The sequence below is a fragment of the Patescibacteria group bacterium genome (assembly GCA_041661625.1).
Classification (GTDB): Bacteria; Patescibacteriota; Patescibacteriia; order JAHIZJ01; family JAHIZJ01; genus JBAZUB01.
Genome location: JBAZUB010000003.1, coordinates 31,527 through 53,757 on the forward strand (window position 1 = coordinate 31,527; position 22,231 = coordinate 53,757).

Here is a 22,231-nt window from a genome sequence, read left to right on the forward strand (position 1 = left end):
ATTTATCTACGCTCGCCATATCAGGCGTGTTGCGGGTTTTTATATTGACAAATCCAGTCTTTCCGGTATACTAAGCCCGGATTTGAAGGACGTGGAATACGGACAAAGGAGGGGAATCGTGTTCGGATCAAGCACTCGAGTCATTGGAACCTTACGCCGGTTAAGTGAGTTACCGGAGCCTAAACGAACCAATGCTGTCTGGGTCTACAACCATCTGGTCTGCATTGACCACCTACGTGATGGGCCGTGGTTGGTGGGAACGTTGGCTGGGGTGGTGTTTCTTGTGCTGGCGGGGTCTATAGTGATCTTTCTGCTCGGCCCCGTAGATATGATCAAGACGGCGGTTGGTTTCGTGGTTCTGTTTGCTGGCTGTTCGTGGGCCTGCAAATACATCGCTAAGGAACTCTGGTACCAGCCCAGGATAGATCGTTGTGTGGCACAGCTCAGGCAGGGACCATTTTCCAGCTTTCGAGACTTTCGTGATGTCCTAACTGATATCGAGCAGTACGACCCTGAAGTCGTGCGTATGTGGCAACGGTTATGGGGACGTCCGAAATTACCACCGGCTTAGTCGGGTGTCGACTGGGTAGCAATGCACAGACCTCCCTTGAGAGACGGGGGTCTGTTTTCTTTTGGTATCATAAATATCATATCTGGCTAATTCATGTTATAATACAACAAACACACATATGCCAACGCACGTTTGGTACAAATTGAAACGTACACGCGTACTGGAACTCCTCAAGACACGAGCCAGCGGCCTGTCTAATCGTGAAGTCGCATTGCGTCGCAAACAGCACGGATTAAACGAACTGGCCCGCGGACGGCGGGTTGGTTGGTTGGTCGTGCTGGGAAATCAGTTTCGCGGTGCGTTGGTTTATATCCTGATTACGGCTGCCGTGATCAGTGCTCTGCTTCAGGACTACGTAGACATGGGTGTAATTCTAGCGGCGGTGGCGCTCAACGTCATCGTCGGCTTCATCCAGGAATATCGGGCCATGAACGCCATGGCCAAACTGCGCAGTGCCATGCGTTTTCAGGCGCTGGCCATACGCGACGGCGAAGAATGTTTGATTGACGCCGTCGAGTTAGTGCCGGGAGACATCATAATTCTCCGAGTAGGCTATAAAGTGCCGGCTGACATTAGAATAATAGAATGTGCCGATCTCGAAATTAGCGAAGCGCGTTTAACTGGTGAATCCGAGCCCGTGAAAAAAGATTTTCACGTGCAATCCAAGGAACTAGTCCTGGCTGATCGGGTAAATATGGCCTATATGGGTTCGGACGTGGTGGGTGGCCTAGGACGTGGCGTGGTCTGCGAGACAGGAGTCAATACCGAGATTGGCCGGATTGCTAGCCTGCTAAAAGATATCAAAGAAGAACAAACCCCACTGCAACGCCAGCTGGATTATCTCGGCAAAACAATCGGACTAATCGTTCTGATTGTCTGTTTTGTTGTTTTAGTCGCTGGTCTGGTGATGGAGCATGGTTTCCGGGAAATGTTTTCCACTTCTGTGGCCATTGCGGTGGCGTCGGTGCCGGAGGAGTTGGCGGTTGGTGTGACCGTCGTTCTAGCGGTGGGAATGCAGAGAATATTGAAACAGAAAGCATTAGTGCGAAAACTAGTGGCCGCGGAAACATTAGGCTCAACGACCGTGATTTGTACGGACAAGACGGGCACCCTAACCGAAGGGGCAATGCGCGTGGTTCGGATTATTACCAACAATCACGAATTGGAGGCCGCTAGCACCGACTTCAATTCACGCGCTAAGGAGATTGGAGACCGAGCCAGCTTCATGACCGCTTTGAAAATTGGCATATTGTGCAATGACGGTCATGTGGATCGCGAGGGAAAGCCGACAGAAAAGTGGACTTATATCGGCACCCCAACTGAGCGAGCGCTGCTACAGGCGGGTAGCGAAGTGGGACAGCGGCAGCATCGCTTGGAAAAAGAGTATCCACGCGTGGCCACGATACCATTTTCATCCGAACAGAAATTCATGATCACCATGCATCGCGAGGCTTCCAGTAGTCGGGTAGCGTATCTTAAGGGCGCGCCCGAAGTGGTAATGGGCTTTATCGGACGGATTGATATCGATGGTCAGGTTGTTCCCTTTACATCCGAAGCGAGAACTCAAATCAAGAAACGGTATGAAAAGCTTAGCGCGGAGGGGTTGCGTACGCTGGCGTTGGCTTATCTGCCCAACGCGTCGCCAGATGATAAATTGCCAATTGATCTAGCTCAAAGTAAAGACTTTGTGTTTGTTGGCTTAATGGGCATTATGGATCCGGTTCGGTCGACGGCGAAACAAACCATCGCCGAATGTCGTAGCGCGGGCTTGCATGTCGTCATGATCACGGGTGATCATAAGTTTACCGCTCAAGCTATTGCGCGCGAGCTTGGGCTACCATCAAAATCAGAAAACATTATGGAAGGATCGGAGCTGCAGAAACTGAATCACGGTGAATTGAAAAAGCGGGTCAGAGATATATCGGTTTACGCTCGAGCTACTCCCGAGGATAAATTACGTATTGTGCGGGCCTGGCAAAGTTTGGGTGAAGTGGTAGCGATGACTGGGGATGGGGTCAATGACGCTCCGGCCCTGCACTCGGCCAATGTGGGCGTCGCATTGGGATCGGGTACAGATATCGCCAAGGAAACAGCCGATATTGTCATGCTGGATGATAATTTTGCCACCATCGTGGCGGCTATCCGCCAGGGGCGGGTAATATTTGATAATATTCGCAAGATGGTATTGTATTTGCTGTCCGACAGTATGGCCGCGGTGGTGGTGATTGCCGGCTCGTTAATAATCGGCCTGCCTTTACCCCTCCTGCCCGTCCAGATACTTTGGATAAATTTAGTAACGGATGGGTTTCCGGTAGTGGCATTGACACAGGAAACAGACGAAAGTGACGTCATGCAGCGCCCGCCTATTTCCCGCCGTGTGTCGATTATAAATCTGCACATGAAAACCGTGATCGCAGTGATTAGCTCGGTAGCTGGTTTGCTGACACTGGGCGTATTCACCTATTATTATCAGGTGTCAGATACAATTGATTTAGCGCGCACGATGGCATTTGCTACATTAGGCATGAGTACTATATTTACAGTCTATAGTTGTCGCACTTTGCGCACTCCCATCTGGCGTGCTAATCCATTCGCCAACAAAGCCTTAACTCTGGCCGTAAGCGCCAGTTTGATATTTCAATTATCGGCCATATATTTACCGGGTTTGTCGGGGCTATTGGGTTCCGTACCGTTGGGCTGGTCGCATTGGGGCGTGGTCTTGGCTAGCGTAATAAGCGTGCTGGTATTGATTGAAGTTATTAAAGGTATTTTTATTAAGAATCAAACTCATGAACTGGAATAAATATCTGCACATTCTAGCAATAGTGTCGTTAGTTGTTTTGGTAATCATTGAATACGCCTGGAACTTTGATACATTTCAACGCCGGGCGGCGCTGTCGATCACCGGCATCATTGGCGGCTTGATTTATCTTTGGTTGTGGGCGGTGGCGCGTAAGCAGGACATTTATTTTCCGGGTATCGTCAGCCTGTTAGTCGCGGCTAGTGTTTGGTTTGATGGTGCCGCCAATTTTTGGCATCTATTCGGCCGTTTTTTATGGTGGGACAAAATGGCTCACTTCACCGGATCGTTTGCGCCGATAGCGGTCTTGTTCACCTATTTGTATCAGTTAAACCAACAGGGAAAAATTAAATTGCCGGGATGGTCGTTCAGTCTCTACAGCATCAGCTTGGTTTCTTTATTGTCGGTGCTTTACGAGATATCCGAATATGCCGGTGACGTCTGGTTTCATACCAATCGAGTTACCGATCTATTCGACGCGGCCGACGACCTAATGTATAACGTATCGGGTGCCTTATTCGTGGTGCTGGTGTTTTGGGCTTGGCGGGCAGTTAAAAAGACAAATAGCAAGAAGCAATTGACAAGGAAGAAGGAAAGAGGGCTAGCTGAGTTTTCCAATCAACCATAGAGCAGGTGCCATTCGGTATGAAAGATCGCTGATCGGTTCATTCAACATTTTGCGAAAAGTTGAATTGAGTCGGTCGCATTGTTGCGAAATAACAAGGCCGCCTTTTTACCAAAAGGCGAATCCTTTGTGATAAAAACATTTTCGCGAAAACCTGCCCGCCAGACAAACCAGGCGTTGGCAGGCAGGGGTTAAAAGGTAAGCCATGAACGCGAAATCCCGTTTCTTGTGTAAATTTTGACACCAGCAGTAAAAATCGTTATAATTTGATGGTATTTAACCAACATTTTACTATGAATCAGGCACGAATTGCAGAAATTGGCAGCCAAGTAGGCCAAGAAACGACAATTAGAGGCTGGGTTTTTAATGTACGATCGTCTGGCAGTATCTTTTTCCTTCAAATTCGCGATGGCAGCGGACGGATTCAGGCAATAGTGAGTAAAAAAGAGGTTTCGGGTGAAACCTGGGAGGTTTGCCAGCGGCTGACTATGGAAAGCTCTGTTTGCTTGATTGGTAAGGTTCGGGAAGACAAACGCTCTCCGTCTGGCTATGAATTGGACGTCAAAGACGTTTCAGCCTACCAAGTGGCCGAGGACTTTCCGATTGCGAAAAAGGATCACGGCATCGAGTTTCTAATGGACGAGCGGCATCTCTGGCTCCGGTCACCGCGCCAAGAGGCGATTTTGCGCGTTCGGGATGAAATAATCTGGCAATTACGCAAGTTTTTCAAGGAACAGGGTTTTGTTATGGCGGATACGCCGATTTTGACGCCCACATCGTGTGAGGGCACCACCACCTTATTTGAAACCGAATATTTCGATACCAAAGCCTATCTAGCCCAATCCGGCCAGTTGTATAGCGAAGCCATCGTGGCCGCGTTGGGAAAAGTCTATGATTTCGGACCGACTTTCCGGGCGGAAAAGTCCAAAACCCGCCGGCACCTGATGGAGTTCTGGATGCTTGATGCCGAGATGGCATTTGTCGACAACAAGGCCAGTATGCGCGTTCAAGAGGAAATGGTCAGTTATGTCATTCAAAATGTAATGTCAGAAAGAGCAGCTGATCTGGCAGTGTTGGAACGCGACACGAAAATTTTAGCCAAGACAAAAACTCCATTCCCGCGCATTACTTACGATGAAGCGGTAGCGTTGTTGCAAAAAGAAGGTTCCAGCATCAAAGCGGGTGACGATTTTGGCGCCGATGAAGAAACGATTATTTCCAGTCACTATGACCGCCCGGTATTCATTACCAATTATCCCAAAGATATCAAAGCTTTTTACATGCAACCTGACCCGAAGAATCACGATCGCGTGCTATGCAGTGATCTAATTGCGCCGGAAGGATATGGTGAGATCATCGGGGGTTCGCAGCGCATCGATGATCATGATCTATTGCTCCAGCGCATGAAGGAGCACAAACTGCCGATCAAGGATTTCCAATGGTATCTCGATCTGCGCAAATACGGATCGTTCCCGCATTCCGGGTTTGGTTTGGGCTTGGAGCGCTTGGTGGCTTGGATTTGTAAGCTTGATCACATTCGGGAGGCAATTCCATTCCCAAGATTAATGAATCGATTACGACCCTAACCATGAATCGTATCTACACAATTGAAGCGTTAAACAAGGTCGATGCGGTTGTTACCGTGGCGGGCTGGGCCGAGACCGTGCGTAAGATGGGTAAAATAGTGTTTATCAATCTACGCGACAAACAAGGTCGGCTGCAGATTATCTGCGACCCATCCAACGAATCGGTGGCCGCGATTGCCAAGACCGTTCGGCCGGAATTTGTGCTTCGTGCCACAGGCGTGATTGCCAAGCGGGCTGGCCAAAATGTCAACAAAGATACCCCCACTGGAGCAATCGAACTGCAGGCGAGTGAGCTGGAAATTTTGAGCACTGCGCAAACGCCGCCGTTTGAAATAGTCAATGAAGACAGGCAAGCTTCCGAAGAAATACGCTGCCAGTACCGCTATCTCGATCTGCGCCATGAGAGGATGCGGCACAACCTCCAGAAACGTCACGAGATGTTGCAGTTTTTACGATCCTGGCTGTCGAATCAGCACTTTACCGAAATACAAACGCCGATTCTGACCAAATCAACACCGGAAGGCGCCCGCGACTTCTTAGTGCCGTCGCGCAACCACAGAGGCAAGTTTTTTGCCTTGCCGCAATCGCCCCAACAATACAAGCAATTGTTAATGGTGGCCGGCGTTGAACGGTATTTCCAAGTAGCCCCGTGTTTTCGCGACGAGGACGCGCGGGCCGATCGCAGTCCGGGAGAATTCTACCAGCTAGATATGGAGATGTCGTTTATGTCACAGGAAGAAATCCTGCAGCTGACCGAACAGATGTTTACCGAGATGGTGCGGAGGGTGTTTCCTGATAAACAAATTATGCAGACCCCTTGGCCGCGCTTGACTCACGCTGAAGCCATAAAAAATTACGGTACCGACAAGCCTGATTTGCGCCGGGACAAGAAAGTTAAGGACGAGCTGGCTTTCGCCTGGGTGGTGGATTTTCCATTGTTTGTGAAGCAGACTAAGGAAGACTTTTATCACGGTTCGGGTGCCGCCCAACTGGCGCCATCACACCACATGTTTACAGCACCGCGCGAGGAAGATGTTCCTTTGTTGGACTCTAATCCGTCAAAAGTCCGGGCTTATCAACACGATATGGTGCTGAACGGTGTCGAGGTTGGCGGCGGCAGTATTAGAATCCATCAATCGGCCATACAGGAAAAGATTTTCGATATCATTGGTTTTACCAAGGACCAGAAAAAACAATTCAAACATTTGCTGACCGCGTTCCAGTACGGTGTTCCGCCCCACGGCGGGGTGGCGCCGGGTATTGAGCGCCTGCTCTATGCCATTCTGGGCGAGCCAAGCGTCAAAGAAGTAATGGCGTTTCCGCAGACCAGTGAAGGCCGCGATCCGATGATGGGCTCACCGTCAAAAGTGGCTCCACAGCAATTACGGGAACTGGGATTAAAAGTCGAAAAGGAAATTAAGGAATAAACATATGACATTTTCCTCCCTGCAACGCTACATTCTTCGGGAGGCCTATATGAGCCGGCAAAAGCAATTCAGCCGGCGCGGTATGGCGAAGTTCTATCAATACCACAAACCGATGCCATCCGCTAAAGATCAGCAGAATATTATCACTAAAAGCATCGAGCGTCTGATTGATAAAGGATATTTAATCGGCTATGGCCGCCGGACGCCCCAAAAATGGTTTATTGACAGTATCGCGTTGACCGCGCCAGGAAGGAAAGCAGGAAAAAAGTTTATGGGCGAACAACAAGCGCTTCCATTAAGAAATTCAAAATTAAGAATAAAAAATTCAAAATAAAGGTTTATATTCGGCAAGATAGCTGAAATAAAATATCCATAAGTTTACATTTTGAATTTTACATTTTAAATTAATAAAACATGGCCATCTCAAAGCGACTGCTAACCACGTTAGACAAAAACAAAGTTAAGTACGACGTGGTGCCACATAAGACAGTCTATACCGTGCATGATTTGGGGCAGACATTAAAACAGAAAGTCCAAACCATTGCCAAAACCCTGCTAGTAAAAGTTGATAAGGAATATTATTTAGTGGTTCTGCCCGCCCACTACAACCTCGATTTCGGCAAGGTTAAGAAGGCATTAAAAGCCAAGAACGTCAGCATGGCCAAAGAAGGCGAGATGAAGACCAAGTTCAAAGTAAAACCGGGCGCGATGGTGCCGTTTGGCTTTATGCATAAGCTGGAAGTGCTGCTGGACCGATCATTATTGCGCGCGGAAAAAGTCCTGTTTGGCGCCGGAACTTTCACCGACAGTCTGCGTATGAAAGTTAAGGATTTCGTGAAGGTGCAGGAAGTGCAGACGGGGGACTATGGTAAAAAGAAGAGCAAATAACAATTAACAAGTAACAAGGAACAAGGAAGGAGTTTCCGAAAAGCGATATGCCGAAATTATTCCTTCTGAATTCTCAATTCTAAATTGACTTCCGACGTGGCGTATAACTTCAAACTGGAACAATTCGAGGGTCCGCTCGACCTGCTGCTCAAACTGATCGAGGAAGAAAAGCTGGACATTACCACCGTATCATTGGCCAAAGTAGCCGATGAGTATTTGCGTTACATTGAATCATTAGAAACGGTCAATCCCGAAGAGCTGGCCGATTTCCTGGTGGTGGCCGCAAAGTTATTATTGATCAAGTCGCGCTCATTGCTGCCCGTGGTCGAGATCGAGACTGATGAGATTGATTTGGAGAAGCAGCTGAAGATTTATCGTGAGTATCTGGAAGCATCAAAACTGGTCGCGGCGCGGTTAGGCAAGAAAAAGTTTATGTATCTGCGCGAAGCCAGTCCGGCATTAATGGAGCCAATATTCAGCCCGCCGCCCCAGCTCAATGTCGATGAGCTCAAGTCGCTCATGCTGGAAGTGCTAGCGAAGATCGAACCGATTATCAACATTCCCGAGGCGGTTATCGAGCGAACTATTTCGATCAGTGAAAAGATCCAACATATCAAAGATCTGGTGGCTCGCGCCGAGGGTACCAATTTCCGGACACTACTTGGTTTGGCAAATAACCGTACTGAGATTATTGTCACTTTTTTAGCCTTACTCGAGTTAATTAAAGAAGAGCATATTACATTTCAACAAGACAATATATTTGAAGATATCACCATTACGGTTTGCCAGAAGGAAGAAATTCAAAATTAAGAATTCAAAATACAAAATGAATGTTGTTTACTGCGAAATAATACCAAAAAATTGTAATTTTAAATTTTGAATTGTAAATTTTACATTATATGACCTTGATCTCCCAACTTGAAAGCATTATATTTGTCGCTACCAAGCCGGTAAGTGTGGCCAAACTGGCGGAACTTTTGAAACAGTCCGAAGCCGATGTGGAAGCGGCGCTAGTCCAGATCAAAGAAGAGTACCAAAATGGACAGCGCGGCATCCAGCTGATTCGGCACGCTTCAAAAGTGCAATTCACCACCCAGCCGGATAACCGCAAGGTAGTTGAAACGTATTTAAAAGAAGAACAATTCGGCGAGTTAACCAAACCGGGACTGGAGACGCTGACGATCGTGGCGTACCGCGGACCGATCACCAAGCTGGAACTGGAAGCGATCCGGGGCGTGAATTGCAGCATGATCTTGCGTAATCTGCTGATTAAGGGACTAGTGGAAGCGACCGAGGATAAAACCAAGATGCGCACTACATACAATGTCACTTTTGATTTCATCCGTTTCCTCGGTTTGAGCCAAGTCAGCGAATTACCCGATTATGAGAAACTTTCACAGCATGAATCGATCGAGAAGGTGATTCAAATGAATACCCAAGAACAAACCTAAACTATGTGGCCAGCGCTGGCGATTAGCCTGTTTATTTTCACACAAATCTTGCCGTCATCATTTTTGGATCGGCCGCCGCAGGTTGGTTTTGATGCCCGCGGCCAGGGTCAGATTACAGCGGTGGTCCAGCCTACAGCGATAGTTTATCAAGCCGTGCCGCCGGTAAAAACCGGCAACAGCCTGGGCATAAAAACCACGGCTAGTTCAGCCATTGTGTATGAACCGGCCAGCCAAACGGTATTGTTCGCCAAAAATGTTGACGCGCTGCGCCCGATTGCCAGCCTATCAAAGCTTATGACGGCACTGGTATTTTTGGAGCATAATCCAGGGTTAGAGAAGGAAGTCGAGATCACGGCGGACGATATCGTGCCGGGCGGATCGGATCACCTCAAGGCTGACGATCGCGTGACCGTCGAAAATCTATTTTATACTTGCTTGATTGGTTCGGACAATGTCGCCGCGTCTGCGCTGGCACGCTCGACAGGTTTGGCCACTATCGATTTTGTCGCCCAGATGAATGATCGGGCCAGTCGCATGGGTTTCACCCAAACTCATTTTGAAGAGGTAACCGGACTAAACCAGGCTAACGTATCGACGGCGGCCGAGGTGGCTCGGTTGCTGGATTACGCCTTGAATAATTCTTTGATCCGTCAAGCGGTGCTATTGCCAGAATATACGTTCATGCCGATTGATACCAACAAAACACGGCGCGTGACCAACACCGATCTGCTGATCGATTCGTTTATCCAAGTCGACGGCGGTAAAACTGGCTATACTAATGAGGCGGGATATTGTTTTGCCGCCCGAGCGTCGGACGGTAATGGGCATCGGATTATCGCGGTCGTGCTGGGTGCGGCGAATGACAGCGCGCGATTCCAGGAGGTGAAGGGCCTGATCGCCTGGACCTTTAGCAATTGGCTATGGAATAAATAAATATATGCTAGATAAACAACAACTGTGCAAATTTCTAGTTGAGGCGAAGAAGTCAACCTACGCCGCCGGAGAAACGGCCGGGAAAATAATTGAGAATGACAAGTCCACGACGCTAGTTTATGAAGTTGGTGATCTGAAGTATCATGACAACTATTTTGGCGGTGAACCATTTGGTGGTCGCGAAGTAGTTTTTCTGCATAATGAACCAATCTATATTATGACCTATTATGGTATGGTTGATGCGTCCGTTTCACACTTCGAAGCCGTTTATAAAATTTTACAAAAAGCATTATCGTTGATTCCTGAAGATCACCCTTATCGCGGCCCAAAAGAATATTCCGAAGACGGATTTATTTACCGAAATACCTATATTGGAGAAATCGACAATTTTTATGGCGAGGAAACAATCAGTTCGGCCGATGGAAAAGAAATATATAAAACACGCTATTGTGGGGGTTTTGTTAATCAAAGAAAGTAATAGTTATCGTCTGATATAAAATAGGAATAAGTTCGAAAATATGGTATGTTAAAAGGGCTAAACGGCTCGAAGACGCCTATATATGAACATCAAACCACTTCTCATCGGCAATTGGAAAATGAACCTGCTACCGGCTGAATCGGTTGATTTGGCGCATCAATATAAAGAGCGTCTAGCCAAGTACGCTGACCGAGTTACCATGGTAGCCGCGCCCAGTTTTACCTCCTTGATTCCGGTACGGAAAATATTGACTGGGTCACCGATCCGATTAGCCTGCCAGGACGTGGCACCAATTAAGCTAGGTCCATTGACCGGAGAAGTGGCGGCCGACTCACTGGCCGAGATCGGAGTCGAGTACGCGATTATCGGCCATTCGGAACGCCGTCATCTGCTAGGAGAAACAAATTTATTAATAAACGCGAAAGTCAAGCATGTCATTCGGTGCGGTCTGGTGCCCGTGATTTGCGTCGGGGAAAATCTAGCTGAACGGAACAGCTCCGGCAAAGAAATAAAAGTAACCGAACAGGTAAAGTCGGCCTTAGAAGGAATTGGCGCGCGTCAACCGATCGTGATTGCCTATGAGCCAGTTTGGGCGATCAGTACCAGCGGCAGCGGCTTGATAGCCGATCCCGACAGTGTCGCCGAAATGGCCGCGGTGATATATCAGGCTCTGATCGATCTATATCCCATAGAATTGATCATGAAATACTTTACGATCATCTACGGCGGCAGTGTCGACGAAACCAATGCAGTCGGTTTTCTCAAGGTCCGTTATATCAACGGCGCGCTGATCGGTGCTGCGAGTCTTGATGCGTCCAGACTATCAAATATTATTGCCTCATTAAAGAAATAACATTCTATGCTCGTATCTACTCAGGAAATTATCACGGCCGCACGAAAGAATCATTACGCTATCGGTTGTTTCTTAGTTTATAACTTGGAAACAGCGTTAGGTATCGCTCGCGCCGCCAAGGCTAAGCAAGCACCTATTATCATGGCGGTTTCAGAATCCACGATTTCCTATGCCGGTCTGAAACCGATTACCCACATCGTTGAGACGATCGCGAAGAATGAGGCGGTCAATGTGCCGATTGCCCTGCATCTCGACCACGGTAAAACATTCAAATCGGTCGTGGCCTGTATTGAATCGGGATTTTCATCGGTTCAAATTGACGCGTCAAATATGGCGCTCGACGAAAATATTCGACTAACCAAGGAGGTGGTTGCTTATGGACACAAACAGGGTGTCTGGGTGGAGGGGGAACTGGGTGAAATGCGCGGCGGCCATGGCGAGTCGGGCGAGTTTAAAGGCGAAATACCCTTGGTTAATCCCGATGAGGTCAAACAATTCGTGGAACAGACCGAGGTTGACCTATTGGCCGCGGCCATTGGTACGGTGCATGGCGATTATTCTAATGAACGGGTACATTTTGATCTGCTCGAGGAAATACTAAAGATAACCAAGACACCGGTGGTGTTGCATGGCGCTTCGGGGCTGCCCGATGAAGACATTATTAACGCTGTTAAATCCGGCATCTGTAAGGTTAATTTTGGCACTGAAATAAAAAAACTTTTCATTGATTCCGTACGCGGCACTTTGGTAACAGAAAAAAATATTACCGGCGTGCGCGAGCTGATGGGGCCGACGATTGAGGCCATTACCGATCTAGTCAGTGCTAAAATTGATCTCTTGGGTTCGGCTAGGAAAGCCAGTATACAGAAATAAATACTTTTTTAAACGTGAATAATCTATGCCTAGTAAAAAAAAGATCAATGTAACTATCAATGGATTCGGTCGTATCGGCCGATCAACCCTAAAAGCACTATTGTCAAAACCGGGCGTCAATGTCGTAGCGATCAATGATTTAACCGATCCGGCTACCTTGGCGCATCTTCTCAAACACGATTCCAGTTATCGGACATACAATAGATCGGTGCGAGCTACCAAGTCGGCTTTGATTGTCGACGGCAATACGATACCGGTATTTGCCGAAAAAGAACCGGAAAAACTTCCCTGGAAGCAGCTGGCGGTTGACGTGGTACTAGAATGTACCGGCCGGTTTACCAAAAAAGAAGAAGCCGCTCGGCATCTCAAAGGCGGCGCCAAGCGGGTGATTATCTCCGCACCGGGAAAGGGTACCCCGACCATTTTACTGGGTGTGAACGAGCACAAATATCGTCGCGAGAAGGTAATCAACATGGGTTCCTGCACTACCAACTGTATCGCGCCCGTGATTCAGGTAATCGAAAAGAAGTTCGGCGTACTAAAATCATCCATGACCACGATTCACTCGTACACGGCGGATCAGAATCTCCAGGATGGACCACACAAAGACCTGCGTCGGGCTCGGGGAGCGGCAGTCAGTATTGTGCCGACTACTACTGGTGCCGCCGTAGCCGTGACTGAAGCGATTCCCACTTTGAAAAATAAATTTGACGGTTTGTCGGTCCGTGTTCCAACACCGGTGGTGTCGCTATCAGACTTTACGATTCTTACTAAAAAGAAAGTTACCGCCGAGCAGATTAACCGCGCATTGATTGACGCTTCAAAAATGAAGCAGTATAAGGGCATAATGACCGTTACCAGCGAAGAGCTGGTCTCGGCGGACTTTGTTGGGAATCCCGCTTCGGGCATTGTGGATCTGCCGCTGACAAAAGTGGTTGATGGCGATCTTCTGAAAGTGGTGGTTTGGTACGACAACGAATGGGGTTATTCGAACCGGCTGGCCGAAATGGCACTGTACGTCGGACGCAAGTAGTTACGAGTTGTGAATTTATTAGTTAAAAACATTGCCACCTGTGTTTTAGGGGGTGATGTTTTTAAGTATGGTGTGGTAACCTCACAGGGAATTGAGCCTAGGTCGCCAGCATGACTCGTCCGCAATGCCTTGCCACGTTTGGTTATGTTTGAAATGAGAAAGTTATTTGGTACCGCTACGGGGAATCGAGGTCTGGGCAGCGCTGATTCCTACGCTCGCTCGGAATCATCGGCGTTCCCCAGAATCGATCGCTGCGCTCTGGTTCTGGGTCACTTCTGCCCTTCGATTCCGGTTGAGACTAGAATGTATTATTGTATTAAATTGTTTTAGGTGCTTGGTACCGCTACGGGGAATCGAACCCCGATTACCAGGATGAGAACCTGGCGTCCTAACCGTTAGACGATAGCGGCATGAAAAATGACACGATTACTATACGTTTTAACTGGTCGTATGTCAATCAAATTATGGTCACTTTGGCAGGCCAGAATTTCTGTGGGAAATCGCAAGCACAATTTGAAACGATTACTCTCAAGTCAACGCAGGCGGGCAAACGTTTGCCCGCCTGCGGATTATAATATTACATTACCAGTGCGGATATCGGCTTTCTTAGCAATATTGACACCTAATTGGTTTCTCCATACAAATATGCTATACTGAGACCTATGACACCCCGGAAAAAGGTCTGGATTACCTTTATTGCGATTATTGTATTGAGTGGTTTGGCTGGATTGGTGGATTATCCCAAAGGGCCCGATCTTAAGATTGGCAGCTGGCAGCGTGTTCTGAACGTCCGGCTGGGCTTGGATTTGCAGGGCGGTTCACACTTGGTTTACCAAGCGAATGTGTCCCAGGTGCCAGTGGCTGATCGGGTGTCGGCGCTGGAGGGGGTGCGCGACGTGATTGAACGGCGGGTGAACGCATTTGGCGTATCTGAACCGGTGGTGCAGACCAACAAGACCGGTGAGAACTGGCGGGTGATCGTTGAATTACCCGGCGTGTTCGACGTCAATGAAGCCATCAAGCAAATCGGGGAAACGCCGTTACTGGAATTCCGCACTCAACAGACGCCGGCGCCATACACTGAAGAACAACTCCAGGCAATCAGGGCTCTCAATGCCCAGAAGAAAACCCAGGCGGAAGATGTGCTCAAGCAGGCTCTGACGCCTAATGCCGACTTTGCCGCCCTGGCCAATCAGTATTCCGAAGACCCCGGTAATCAAACAGCCAAAAGTGGCGGTGACTTGGATTTCTTCAAGCGCGGCGATATGGTACCTGAATTTGACGCGGTAGTTTTTGACAAGATGAAAGTTGGCGACGTTTATCCCGAGCTGGTTCAAAGCAGTTACGGCTACCATATTATCAAAAAAACTGACGAGCGTACCACCGATGGCGTGTTAGAAGTGCGCGCCAGCCATATATTATTTGCTACCCAGTCGGAAACCCCGTCGGCCTCGCAGAATTTTGTCCCGACCGAACTATCGGGCAAAAACCTGAAGCGCGCCGATGTCAAAACCGATCCCACCACGGGTGCGCCCCAAGTAGCACTATCTTTTGATGCTGCCGGCAAAGATTTATTCGCCAAGATTACCAAAGAGAACGTCGGCAAGATCGTCGGTATATATTTGGATGGCGAACCGTTAACCATGCCCAAGGTGGAGCAGGAGATTACCAGCGGGGAAGCAGTTATCACCGGTTCGTTTACTTTGATTGAGGCTAAACAACTGGCGCAACGATTGAACTCGGGCGCGCTGCCGGTGCCCATCTCATTGGTTAATCAGCAGAATATCGGCGCATCCCTGGGCAAGATTGCCGTCCAACAGAGTATCGTGGCGGGATTGGTTGGTCTGCTTATTGTGGCGATATTCATGATTGTTTACTATCGCTTCCCGGGTTTGATGGCTGTCCTGGCGCTGGGTATTTATGCCATGATTTCGCTGGCCATTTTCAAACTCTGGCCGATCACGTTAACCCTGCCGGGGGTGGCCGGTTTTGTATTGTCGATCGGCATGGCAGTGGATGCCAACGTGCTGATATTTGAACGCCTTAAGGAAGAGTTGCGCCTCGGCAAGCCGATGAGCAGCGCGATCGAGGAAGGTTTCCGGCGCGCCTGGCTGTCGATTCGTGATTCAAATATATCCAGCTTGATTACCTGCTTTATCCTGATCTGGTTTGGCAGCAGTTTGATCAAAGGTTTCGCGTTGACATTGTCGATTGGCATACTGGTCAGCATGTTCACGGCCATTACCATCACCCGGACCTTTCTGCGACTGACGGCGGGCGATTGGCTGGCGCGCCATAAGAAACTGATCGGCATCTTCCATGTTTAAGATAATCCAAAAAAGAAAAATCTGGTTTACAATTTCCGGTTTGGTAATTATTCCCGGCATTATTTTCATGTGCTTGGGCGGATTGAAACTAAATATTGATTTTACAGGCGGAACCCTCTGGCAACTTAAATTCGACAGCAATCGTCCCGCAACGGCTGACCTGCAATCCAAGCTTACGACCGCCGATCTGCGCGATATCACCGTTCAACCACTGGGAGATAACGGTATGGCGATTAGATTGCAACCGATCGATAATGCCAAACGCGCGGCAGTGTTTGAGCAGTTAAAAACCGCCTATCCCACGGTAGTGGAAGACAGTTTTGAAACAATTGGTCCCACGGTTGGCAAGGAATTGTTAAACAAATCGATCACCGCCATCATCATGGTACTGCTGGGTATTATTCTGTACATTTCGTGGGCGTTCCGAAAAATATCGCGTACCTCAACAATTTCAGGTTGGGTAATGGGTTTATCGGCCACGATTGCTCTGGCGCACGATGTGCTGGTACTGCTGGGTGTGTTCGCGATCTTGGGATATTTTTTCAATATCGAGATTGGCGGGCTATTCGTCACCGCGCTTTTAACCGTATTAGGTTTTTCTGTTCATGATACGATTGTGGTATTTGATCGGGTACGCGAAAACGTTATTCACGACAGCCGCCAGGATTTTGAAAATATCGTCAATGATAGCGTTAATCAAACATTAGCCCGGTCGTTAAACACGTCGTTGACCACTCTGTTCGTTTTGATAGCGCTCTACCTGTTCGGCGGGGAATCAATTAAGATATTTGTGCTGGCCATGATAATTGGTATTACGACCGGTACCTATTCTTCCATATTCAATGCCAGCCCATTGTTGGTGGTATGGGAGCAATACCGAAGAAGGAAGTAACCATTAAAAAGCAAGAAGGAGCCGGGTATGTAGCTCCCGGAACGCTTACGTTTCATAGCGGGGCTTTTTGTAATACAACGAACACAAAGGCGGGAATTAGCCTTAAATAAGCTAACTTGACACATTTATATACTTATGCTATACTATAGTCATCGTGAGGAATTATTGACAGACATAGCGATAATTAGCCAGGAATCGTTTCTCGGTCGCAAATCTTCGAAATATTTATCCATTGTGCCAAATAGTATGGGCGAGTCCATACTCGACAAAGTCATCTCGAGCAAGCAGAATGAACAAATGCGCGAATTTAACCCGCCGGAAGCGATTGCGGCGTTGTTTCGGCAATTGAGCAACAAAGAAGAGGACATACTGCGTCGTCGCTATGGTTTGAATGGCCAAACGAAGCAGACGCTCGAAGAAATCGGACAATTTTATAAGCTGACCCGTGAACGGATCCGCCAGATAGAATGCACGGCGGTAAAAAAGTTAAAAAAAGTTCGCGGTTTCCACGATATCATTAATCCCATCGAAACCACGTTGCGATCGGTGATTGACCAGCATGGCGGAGCGGTATCAAAGGATCGGCTGTTTGAGCTGATATTCGAATTTTCACCCAATACTGATATTAACCGGCAATCGGTCACGTTTATTATTACCAAACTACTGGATGATGTATTTTTAGATATGCCATCTACGGCGGTGCTTCGTTCGGGTTGGCGGTCAGCGTCAGTTTCGCTTACGCAGGTTAATATGTTGATCGACCGACTAGTTGAAATCATCCGGGAACGCAACCAGCCAACCAATGAGGCTGATTTAATCGAGCTATACCACCAGAAAAACCCGTCCGATGCGGGTGCTTCCGGGGTGACCGATCAGGCGCTGTTGGGCTATCTGACTTTAAGCCAGAAGATCAGTCGCAACCCCTTCGGTGACTACGGTCTGACAGAATGGGGCACGATTGTACCCAAGCGGATGAATGATAAAATCTATCTGGTGCTTAAGAAAGCCGACAAGCCGATGCATTTTACGGAAATTGCCGAGCAGATTAATAAAATTGGCTTTGACAGCCGGCGGGCGTATCCGCCTACCGTCCACAATGAACTGATTCTAAACCATCGCTATGTTTTAGTCGGGCGGGGGATATACGCTCTTCGGGAATGGGGTTACCGACCCGGAGTGGTATCCGACGTCATTATTGAGATTATGAAGAAAAACGGCCAGCCCATGACTCGGGACGAAATCGTTGACGCCGTAATGTCTCAGCGGATTGTCAAAAAGAATACTATTCATCTCGCTCTAACCGAACGGTCCGTTTTCGAAAAACTACCGGACGGCCGATATCAGCTTTCAACTGTGCCCGCATCAACAGCGCCCAACCAGCCCGCAATCCAAACAAAGATTTAAACGAAATCGTTCGTCCCATGTCGATTGTAATAGATTTTAGCAATTTTTCCTTTGCAGACGCGTTCGCACCGCTCGCTCTGTTCTGGAATTATTTTATTAATGGGGGCTGGATTGTCTTCGCGGCCGGTGTTTTGTTTTTACTGTGGGAAATCCACATGTATATAATTACCAACAAATATGCCGCGTCGGTAAAATACGTGCTATTAGCCATCGATGTGCCGCGCGATCTCAAGCCGAATCTCAAGGCGGTTGAGCATATATATTCCCAATTAATGGGTATTGCCTCAGCACCGAACTGGGTCGAGAAATATTTTGAAGGACGTTTTCAGTTGGCGATCAGTCTGGAACTAGTTAGCATCGGTGGGTATATCCAATTTATCATTCGGACGCCCAATCAGTACCGCGATCTGGTCGAAGCGGCAATTTATGCCCAGTATCCCACAGCCGAAATCACCGAAGTGGAAGATTATACGCTGGGTTACCCGACAAAATATCCGAATGATAAATATAATGTGTTTGGCTCCGGTATTGCCTTTACCAAGCCTAACGCCTACCCCATCCGAACTTATCTGGAATTCGAACATAGTTTATCGCAAGAATTGGCTGATCCAATGGCTTCGTTGCTGGAAGTATTAAGCAAGCTTCGTTTGGGTGAACAGGTCTGGATCCAGATGGTCATCCGGCCGCCCCAGAGTACCAGCTGGATCGACGAAGGACAGAGCATTGTGAAGAAAATTATCGGCGAACCAAAGCCGGCTTACAAAGATCCGTTTGGTCCATTGAGCGTTTTAGCCAAGCATGCGTCTGAAGCCGTGACCGCCTCGTTGTTACCCGTTGGCGAACCGGAAAAAAAGAAAGAGGAAAAGAAGGATAAGAATAACATGATGCAGCTGACCGAGGGCGAAAAGAACGCCTATTCTTCTATCCAAACCAAGATGAGCAAGCTGGCTTTTGAAGTGAAATTTCGTTACGTATACTTATCCGAAAAAGAAGTTACCAACAAGAGCCTTGGTATCAGCGCGGTGTTCGGTGCCCTGCGCCAATTCGCGTCCGAAGATTTGAACGGATTCAAACCAGATAAGCGCACATTCGTGAAGTCAAACTTTGTGTTATTCAATAAGCCCAGAATGTCGGGACGGCAGACCAATCTGATGTCAAATTACAAGATGCGCATGGCGGGCAGTGGTATAATACTAAACACGGAAGAACTGGCTACCGTATTTCATTTCCCAACTGAAACGGTCAAGGCGCCTATGTTGAAGAAGGCCGAATCAAAGCGCGGTGAGCCCCCGGCTGGATTACCGATACCGGAAATGGCCGCACCGTTGACGCCCGTTGGCCAGACACCTGGCTCTTACGCGCCAGCTCCGGCCAGCATTCCAGTGGTACCAACCGAACAAACCGCCGCACCATCGGATTTACCAGTCGCTCCAGCCGCCGCATCAAGCCAGCCCGCGGCCCAACCGCCCACTCAACCGCCGGCCAATAACGAACCAACAGCGCCATCAAATTTACCCTTTGCCTAAACTATGGCGAAACTAAACACGCTCGACCCGCAAAAAATTACACCTTTTGCCGAAACAAACTTTCGCAGCCAACAGCGGCGTTTTGGTATTAAATTGGATGATCGCCGCCGGCACATGTATGTTATTGGCAAAACCGGAATGGGCAAAAGCACTCTGCTGGAGAACATGATTATATCCGATATCCGTGAAGGCCACGGTCTGGCGGTGGTTGATCCGCACGGTGACCTGGTCGAAAAGATAATCGATTTTATTCCCTCGTGGCGGATTAATGATGTGGTTTATTTCAACCCGGCAGATATTGATTATCCCATCGCTTTTAACGCTTTGGAAGCAGTCGATACGACACATCGTCACCTGGTCGCTTCGGGTCTGGTCGGCGTATTCAAAAAAATATGGGCAGATTCTTGGGGCCCTCGTTTGGAATATGTATTGCGTAATACGATTCTGTCGTTGTTAGAATATCCAGGTTCGACAATCCTGGGCATTACCCGGCTGCTGGTGGACAACAAATATCGTAAAAAGGTTGTATCGAAGATTAATGATCCGATTTTAATTTCTTTTTGGCAGGAAGAATACGGCGCCTACAGCCAGCAGTTCAAAGTTGACGCCATCTCTCCGATTCAGAACAAAGTGGGGCAGTTCTTGTCGAGTTCCATCATCCGCAACATCGTTGGACAGACCAAGAGTTCGATCGACATGCGCGATGTGATGGACAGCGGTAAAATATTATTAATGAATCTGGCCAAAGGGCGGATCGGCGAAGACAATTCCAAGCTATTGGGGGCCATGATGATCACAAAACTGCAGCTGGCCGCCATGAGCCGGGTAGACATTCCCGAAGAGGACCGGCAGGATTTTTTCCTGTATGTTGACGAGTTTCAGAATTTTGCCACGGAAAGTTTTGCCAACATTCTATCCGAAGCTAGAAAATACCATCTTGATCTAATCATTGCTCATCAGTATATTGAACAGCTTGATGAAATTGTCCGCGCGGCCGTGTTTGGCAACGTGGGTACGCTGGCTTGCTACCGGGTCGGCGCGGCCGATGCCGAGTTTTTGGAAAAAGAATTTGACCCTACGTTTACCCCGACGGATCTGGTGAATCTGGCCAAGTACGAAATGTATCTCAAGCTGATGATCAATGGTATGGCGTCAGAACCTTTTTCGGCGCGCGGTCTGCCGCCAATCCAAACTCAAGCCACCGACGGCCACCGAGATAAGATTATCCAGGTGTCGCGGGAACGCTATGCCACCCCCCGGTCCGTCGTCGAAGCCAAGATTATCAAATGGGCTGGTTTAGCTGGATCTGAGGGAGAAGGTGATCGAAGCGAAAATGATAGAAACAACATAGCTGATCGTCCACCGCGCCGCCCCGTGAATGATACCGATCGATCACCGCGCCGTTCGATGAACGAGTCAAGTCGATCGGTGCGACAGCCAATGGTTGGGGCGAACCGATCGCCACATCAATCCAGGCCGGATTCGAGTTCATCCCAACAGCCGTCCGCCGCGCCAGTTGTTTCAACTAATCAATCAACACCATCGCCGTCAAGTCTGCGTATCAATTTAGCCGATGCGCTGATTAAACCGCCTGAACCCGAACAGTCCAAGACGGAAACAATACCGGAGCCGGAGTCAGCCATCAGCCTGCGTGAGGCCATGAAACAGCCGCCGGTGGCGTTCAAGAATCCACGGCGGGACAATCCCGGAGCACATCGTGCGGATCGCCAACGCGGCCAGCCGGGTAATAATCAGCGACCGCGTCCGCCAAAATCTAATCGATCCGATAGACAAAATTCATCCAATCAAGCTGCTCCAACCTCACCACAGCGTCCAGCTGAGGATCGTCGGCCATTGTCTCATCACCATACGATTCCGAATCGACCAGCCTCGTCCGCTCAGCCATCGCAGGTAGAGCCGTCCGATCGGCACAAACTTCAACCAGGGCAGGTAGTAAAACTTTAGATATGCTATGAAAATAGTATTTGCATTTGTTATCACAATTTGTCTGATCTGGCCATTGGCTAGTCGGGCGGCTGAACCGGTCGAGGTGTATTATTTTTCTGACCCTCAATGCCAGTCTTGTGGTGATATGGAAAGCGCTTTGGCGCTCATGAAACAAAGTTATCCCGAAATGCGCATCGTGACGCTCAATGTAGCCAGTGGTAACGATACTGCCTTGATACTTCAGGATCTTTTCAGTTTGTACCAATCACCCGAAAAAGAATTGCCAGCCGTGTTCGTGGGCACACGCGTGTTTACCGGTTTTGATGCCAGCGTGGCGGAGGGCGTCGCTCAAACGGTGGATTCGTGCCGCCAGGCGGAATGCCTGTCGCCGAGCGCGGCTTTGCGAGCCTACTATGATCAAATAGCACAAGAACAAGCCAGCCAAGCTAGATTCCCAATTCTGCTATTTTGGGCCATATTTATAGTATTGTGGCCGATACTGGGCGGGGTAGCCATTGTTATTGTACTAAAAAAGTACCACAAAAATATTAAGACATTGCCTCCCACCATATTACCATTGTAGAGATGTTGTCCGTTCGACCGTAATGCCGCCGCCA

At 48.5% G+C, this 22,231-nt stretch carries 21 protein-coding genes and 1 tRNA gene; 21 read left to right on the top strand and 1 reads right to left on the bottom strand.

Going from position 1 to position 22,231, the window contains the following annotated elements; translation table 11 throughout:
* Positions 1-118: 118 nt before the first annotated feature.
* The 14 genes from WC734_05190 to gap all read left to right on the top strand — a co-directional run bounded on the left by WC734_05190 (position 119) and on the right by gap (position 13,518).
* Positions 119-571 carry a hypothetical protein gene (locus tag WC734_05190; protein MFA6198512.1) on the top strand — a complete coding sequence of 151 codons (453 nt, stop codon included), beginning with the start codon at positions 119-121 and terminating at the stop codon, positions 569-571.
* Positions 572-689: 118 nt separating this feature from the next.
* The gene (locus WC734_05195) at positions 690-3,374 is read left to right on the top strand and encodes a cation-transporting P-type ATPase (protein ID MFA6198513.1); all 2,685 of its coding nucleotides are present in this window, start codon (positions 690-692) and stop codon (positions 3,372-3,374) included.
* On the top strand, positions 3,361-3,999 hold the full coding sequence (locus tag WC734_05200) for a hypothetical protein (protein MFA6198514.1): 639 nt from the start codon (positions 3,361-3,363) through the stop codon (positions 3,997-3,999). Before WC734_05195 ends, WC734_05200 begins: the two co-directional genes overlap by 14 nt.
* A 290-nt stretch (positions 4,000-4,289) precedes the next feature.
* Positions 4,290-5,582 (top strand): asparagine--tRNA ligase, encoded by a 1,293-nt coding sequence (gene asnS, locus WC734_05205; GenBank protein ID MFA6198515.1) that lies wholly within the window; start codon positions 4,290-4,292, stop codon positions 5,580-5,582.
* Between the two features lie 2 nt (positions 5,583-5,584).
* Complete coding sequence (gene aspS / locus WC734_05210) at positions 5,585-7,009, top strand: aspartate--tRNA ligase (GenBank protein ID MFA6198516.1); 1,425 nt, start codon at positions 5,585-5,587, stop codon at positions 7,007-7,009.
* A 4-nt stretch (positions 7,010-7,013) separates the two neighbouring features.
* Positions 7,014-7,343: a hypothetical protein gene (locus tag WC734_05215; protein ID MFA6198517.1), complete on the top strand. Its 330-nt coding sequence runs from the start codon at positions 7,014-7,016 to the stop codon at positions 7,341-7,343.
* An 80-nt stretch (positions 7,344-7,423) separates the two neighbouring features.
* Positions 7,424-7,897 carry a YbaK/EbsC family protein gene (locus tag WC734_05220; GenBank protein MFA6198518.1) on the top strand — a complete coding sequence of 158 codons (474 nt, stop codon included), beginning with the start codon at positions 7,424-7,426 and terminating at the stop codon, positions 7,895-7,897.
* Positions 7,898-7,993: 96 nt separating this feature from the next.
* Positions 7,994-8,707, top strand: a complete 714-nt coding sequence (locus WC734_05225) for a segregation/condensation protein A (protein MFA6198519.1) — start codon at positions 7,994-7,996, stop codon at positions 8,705-8,707.
* 89 nt (positions 8,708-8,796) lie between these two features.
* Complete coding sequence (gene scpB / locus WC734_05230; protein MFA6198520.1) at positions 8,797-9,348, top strand: SMC-Scp complex subunit ScpB; 552 nt, start codon at positions 8,797-8,799, stop codon at positions 9,346-9,348.
* 3 nt (positions 9,349-9,351) lie between these two features.
* The gene (locus tag WC734_05235) at positions 9,352-10,281 is read left to right on the top strand and encodes a serine hydrolase (protein ID MFA6198521.1); all 930 of its coding nucleotides are present in this window, start codon (positions 9,352-9,354) and stop codon (positions 10,279-10,281) included.
* Between the two features lie 4 nt (positions 10,282-10,285).
* Positions 10,286-10,759 carry a DUF5680 domain-containing protein gene (locus WC734_05240; protein ID MFA6198522.1) on the top strand — a complete coding sequence of 158 codons (474 nt, stop codon included), beginning with the start codon at positions 10,286-10,288 and terminating at the stop codon, positions 10,757-10,759.
* An 82-nt stretch (positions 10,760-10,841) separates the two neighbouring features.
* The gene (locus tag WC734_05245) at positions 10,842-11,612 is read left to right on the top strand and encodes a triose-phosphate isomerase (protein MFA6198523.1); all 771 of its coding nucleotides are present in this window, start codon (positions 10,842-10,844) and stop codon (positions 11,610-11,612) included.
* Between the two features lie 6 nt (positions 11,613-11,618).
* On the top strand, positions 11,619-12,485 hold the full coding sequence (locus tag WC734_05250; protein MFA6198524.1) for a class II fructose-bisphosphate aldolase: 867 nt from the start codon (positions 11,619-11,621) through the stop codon (positions 12,483-12,485).
* A 25-nt stretch (positions 12,486-12,510) separates the two neighbouring features.
* Positions 12,511-13,518, top strand: coding sequence for a type I glyceraldehyde-3-phosphate dehydrogenase (gene gap / locus WC734_05255; GenBank protein ID MFA6198525.1), 1,008 nt, complete (start codon positions 12,511-12,513; stop codon positions 13,516-13,518).
* 335 nt (positions 13,519-13,853) lie between these two features.
* Here the strand turns inward: gap and WC734_05260 are convergent.
* Positions 13,854-13,928 (bottom strand) — tRNA-Glu (locus WC734_05260).
* Here WC734_05260 and WC734_05265 point away from each other — a divergent pair.
* The 7 genes from WC734_05265 to WC734_05295 all read left to right on the top strand — a co-directional run bounded on the left by WC734_05265 (position 13,929) and on the right by WC734_05295 (position 22,197).
* A complete protein-coding gene (locus WC734_05265) occupies positions 13,929-14,093 on the top strand; it encodes a hypothetical protein (protein MFA6198526.1) in 165 nt (54 codons plus the stop codon). It abuts the tRNA gene before it with no gap.
* A gap of 87 nt (positions 14,094-14,180) precedes the next feature.
* A complete protein-coding gene (gene secD, locus WC734_05270; GenBank protein ID MFA6198527.1) occupies positions 14,181-15,845 on the top strand; it encodes a protein translocase subunit SecD in 1,665 nt (554 codons plus the stop codon).
* Positions 15,838-16,737, top strand: coding sequence for a protein translocase subunit SecF (gene secF / locus WC734_05275; protein ID MFA6198528.1), 900 nt, complete (start codon positions 15,838-15,840; stop codon positions 16,735-16,737). Before secD ends, secF begins: the two co-directional genes overlap by 8 nt.
* A 135-nt stretch (positions 16,738-16,872) precedes the next feature.
* Positions 16,873-18,141 (top strand): sigma factor-like helix-turn-helix DNA-binding protein, encoded by a 1,269-nt coding sequence (locus tag WC734_05280; protein ID MFA6198529.1) that lies wholly within the window; start codon positions 16,873-16,875, stop codon positions 18,139-18,141.
* Positions 18,142-18,158: 17 nt separating this feature from the next.
* A complete protein-coding gene (locus tag WC734_05285; protein MFA6198530.1) occupies positions 18,159-19,667 on the top strand; it encodes a hypothetical protein in 1,509 nt (502 codons plus the stop codon).
* A 3-nt stretch (positions 19,668-19,670) separates the two neighbouring features.
* Positions 19,671-21,632 carry a type IV secretion system DNA-binding domain-containing protein gene (locus WC734_05290; protein MFA6198531.1) on the top strand — a complete coding sequence of 654 codons (1,962 nt, stop codon included), beginning with the start codon at positions 19,671-19,673 and terminating at the stop codon, positions 21,630-21,632.
* Between the two features lie 7 nt (positions 21,633-21,639).
* Complete coding sequence (locus WC734_05295; GenBank protein MFA6198532.1) at positions 21,640-22,197, top strand: hypothetical protein; 558 nt, start codon at positions 21,640-21,642, stop codon at positions 22,195-22,197.
* Positions 22,198-22,231 lie beyond the last annotated feature (34 nt).

Excerpts from the sequence above, each read along its gene's own strand:
- WC734_05195 (MFA6198513.1), top strand. The coding sequence starts at position 690 with ATGCCAACGCACGTTTGGTACAAATTGAAACGTACACGCGTACTGGAA.
- WC734_05200 (MFA6198514.1), top strand. The coding sequence starts at position 3,361 with ATGAACTGGAATAAATATCTGCACATTCTAGCAATAGTGTCGTTAGTT.
- asnS (MFA6198515.1), top strand. The coding sequence starts at position 4,290 with ATGAATCAGGCACGAATTGCAGAAATTGGCAGCCAAGTAGGCCAAGAA.
- aspS (MFA6198516.1), top strand. The coding sequence starts at position 5,585 with ATGAATCGTATCTACACAATTGAAGCGTTAAACAAGGTCGATGCGGTT.
- WC734_05215 (MFA6198517.1), top strand. The coding sequence starts at position 7,014 with ATGACATTTTCCTCCCTGCAACGCTACATTCTTCGGGAGGCCTATATG.
- WC734_05220 (MFA6198518.1), top strand. The coding sequence starts at position 7,424 with ATGGCCATCTCAAAGCGACTGCTAACCACGTTAGACAAAAACAAAGTT.
- scpB (MFA6198520.1), top strand. The coding sequence starts at position 8,797 with ATGACCTTGATCTCCCAACTTGAAAGCATTATATTTGTCGCTACCAAG.
- WC734_05235 (MFA6198521.1), top strand. The coding sequence starts at position 9,352 with ATGTGGCCAGCGCTGGCGATTAGCCTGTTTATTTTCACACAAATCTTG.
- WC734_05240 (MFA6198522.1), top strand. The coding sequence starts at position 10,286 with ATGCTAGATAAACAACAACTGTGCAAATTTCTAGTTGAGGCGAAGAAG.
- WC734_05245 (MFA6198523.1), top strand. The coding sequence starts at position 10,842 with ATGAACATCAAACCACTTCTCATCGGCAATTGGAAAATGAACCTGCTA.
- WC734_05250 (MFA6198524.1), top strand. The coding sequence starts at position 11,619 with ATGCTCGTATCTACTCAGGAAATTATCACGGCCGCACGAAAGAATCAT.
- gap (MFA6198525.1), top strand. The coding sequence starts at position 12,511 with ATGCCTAGTAAAAAAAAGATCAATGTAACTATCAATGGATTCGGTCGT.
- WC734_05265 (MFA6198526.1), top strand. The coding sequence starts at position 13,929 with ATGAAAAATGACACGATTACTATACGTTTTAACTGGTCGTATGTCAAT.
- secD (MFA6198527.1), top strand. The coding sequence starts at position 14,181 with ATGACACCCCGGAAAAAGGTCTGGATTACCTTTATTGCGATTATTGTA.
- secF (MFA6198528.1), top strand. The coding sequence starts at position 15,838 with ATGTTTAAGATAATCCAAAAAAGAAAAATCTGGTTTACAATTTCCGGT.
- WC734_05280 (MFA6198529.1), top strand. The coding sequence starts at position 16,873 with ATGCTATACTATAGTCATCGTGAGGAATTATTGACAGACATAGCGATA.
- WC734_05285 (MFA6198530.1), top strand. The coding sequence starts at position 18,159 with ATGTCGATTGTAATAGATTTTAGCAATTTTTCCTTTGCAGACGCGTTC.
- WC734_05290 (MFA6198531.1), top strand. The coding sequence starts at position 19,671 with ATGGCGAAACTAAACACGCTCGACCCGCAAAAAATTACACCTTTTGCC.
- WC734_05295 (MFA6198532.1), top strand. The coding sequence starts at position 21,640 with ATGAAAATAGTATTTGCATTTGTTATCACAATTTGTCTGATCTGGCCA.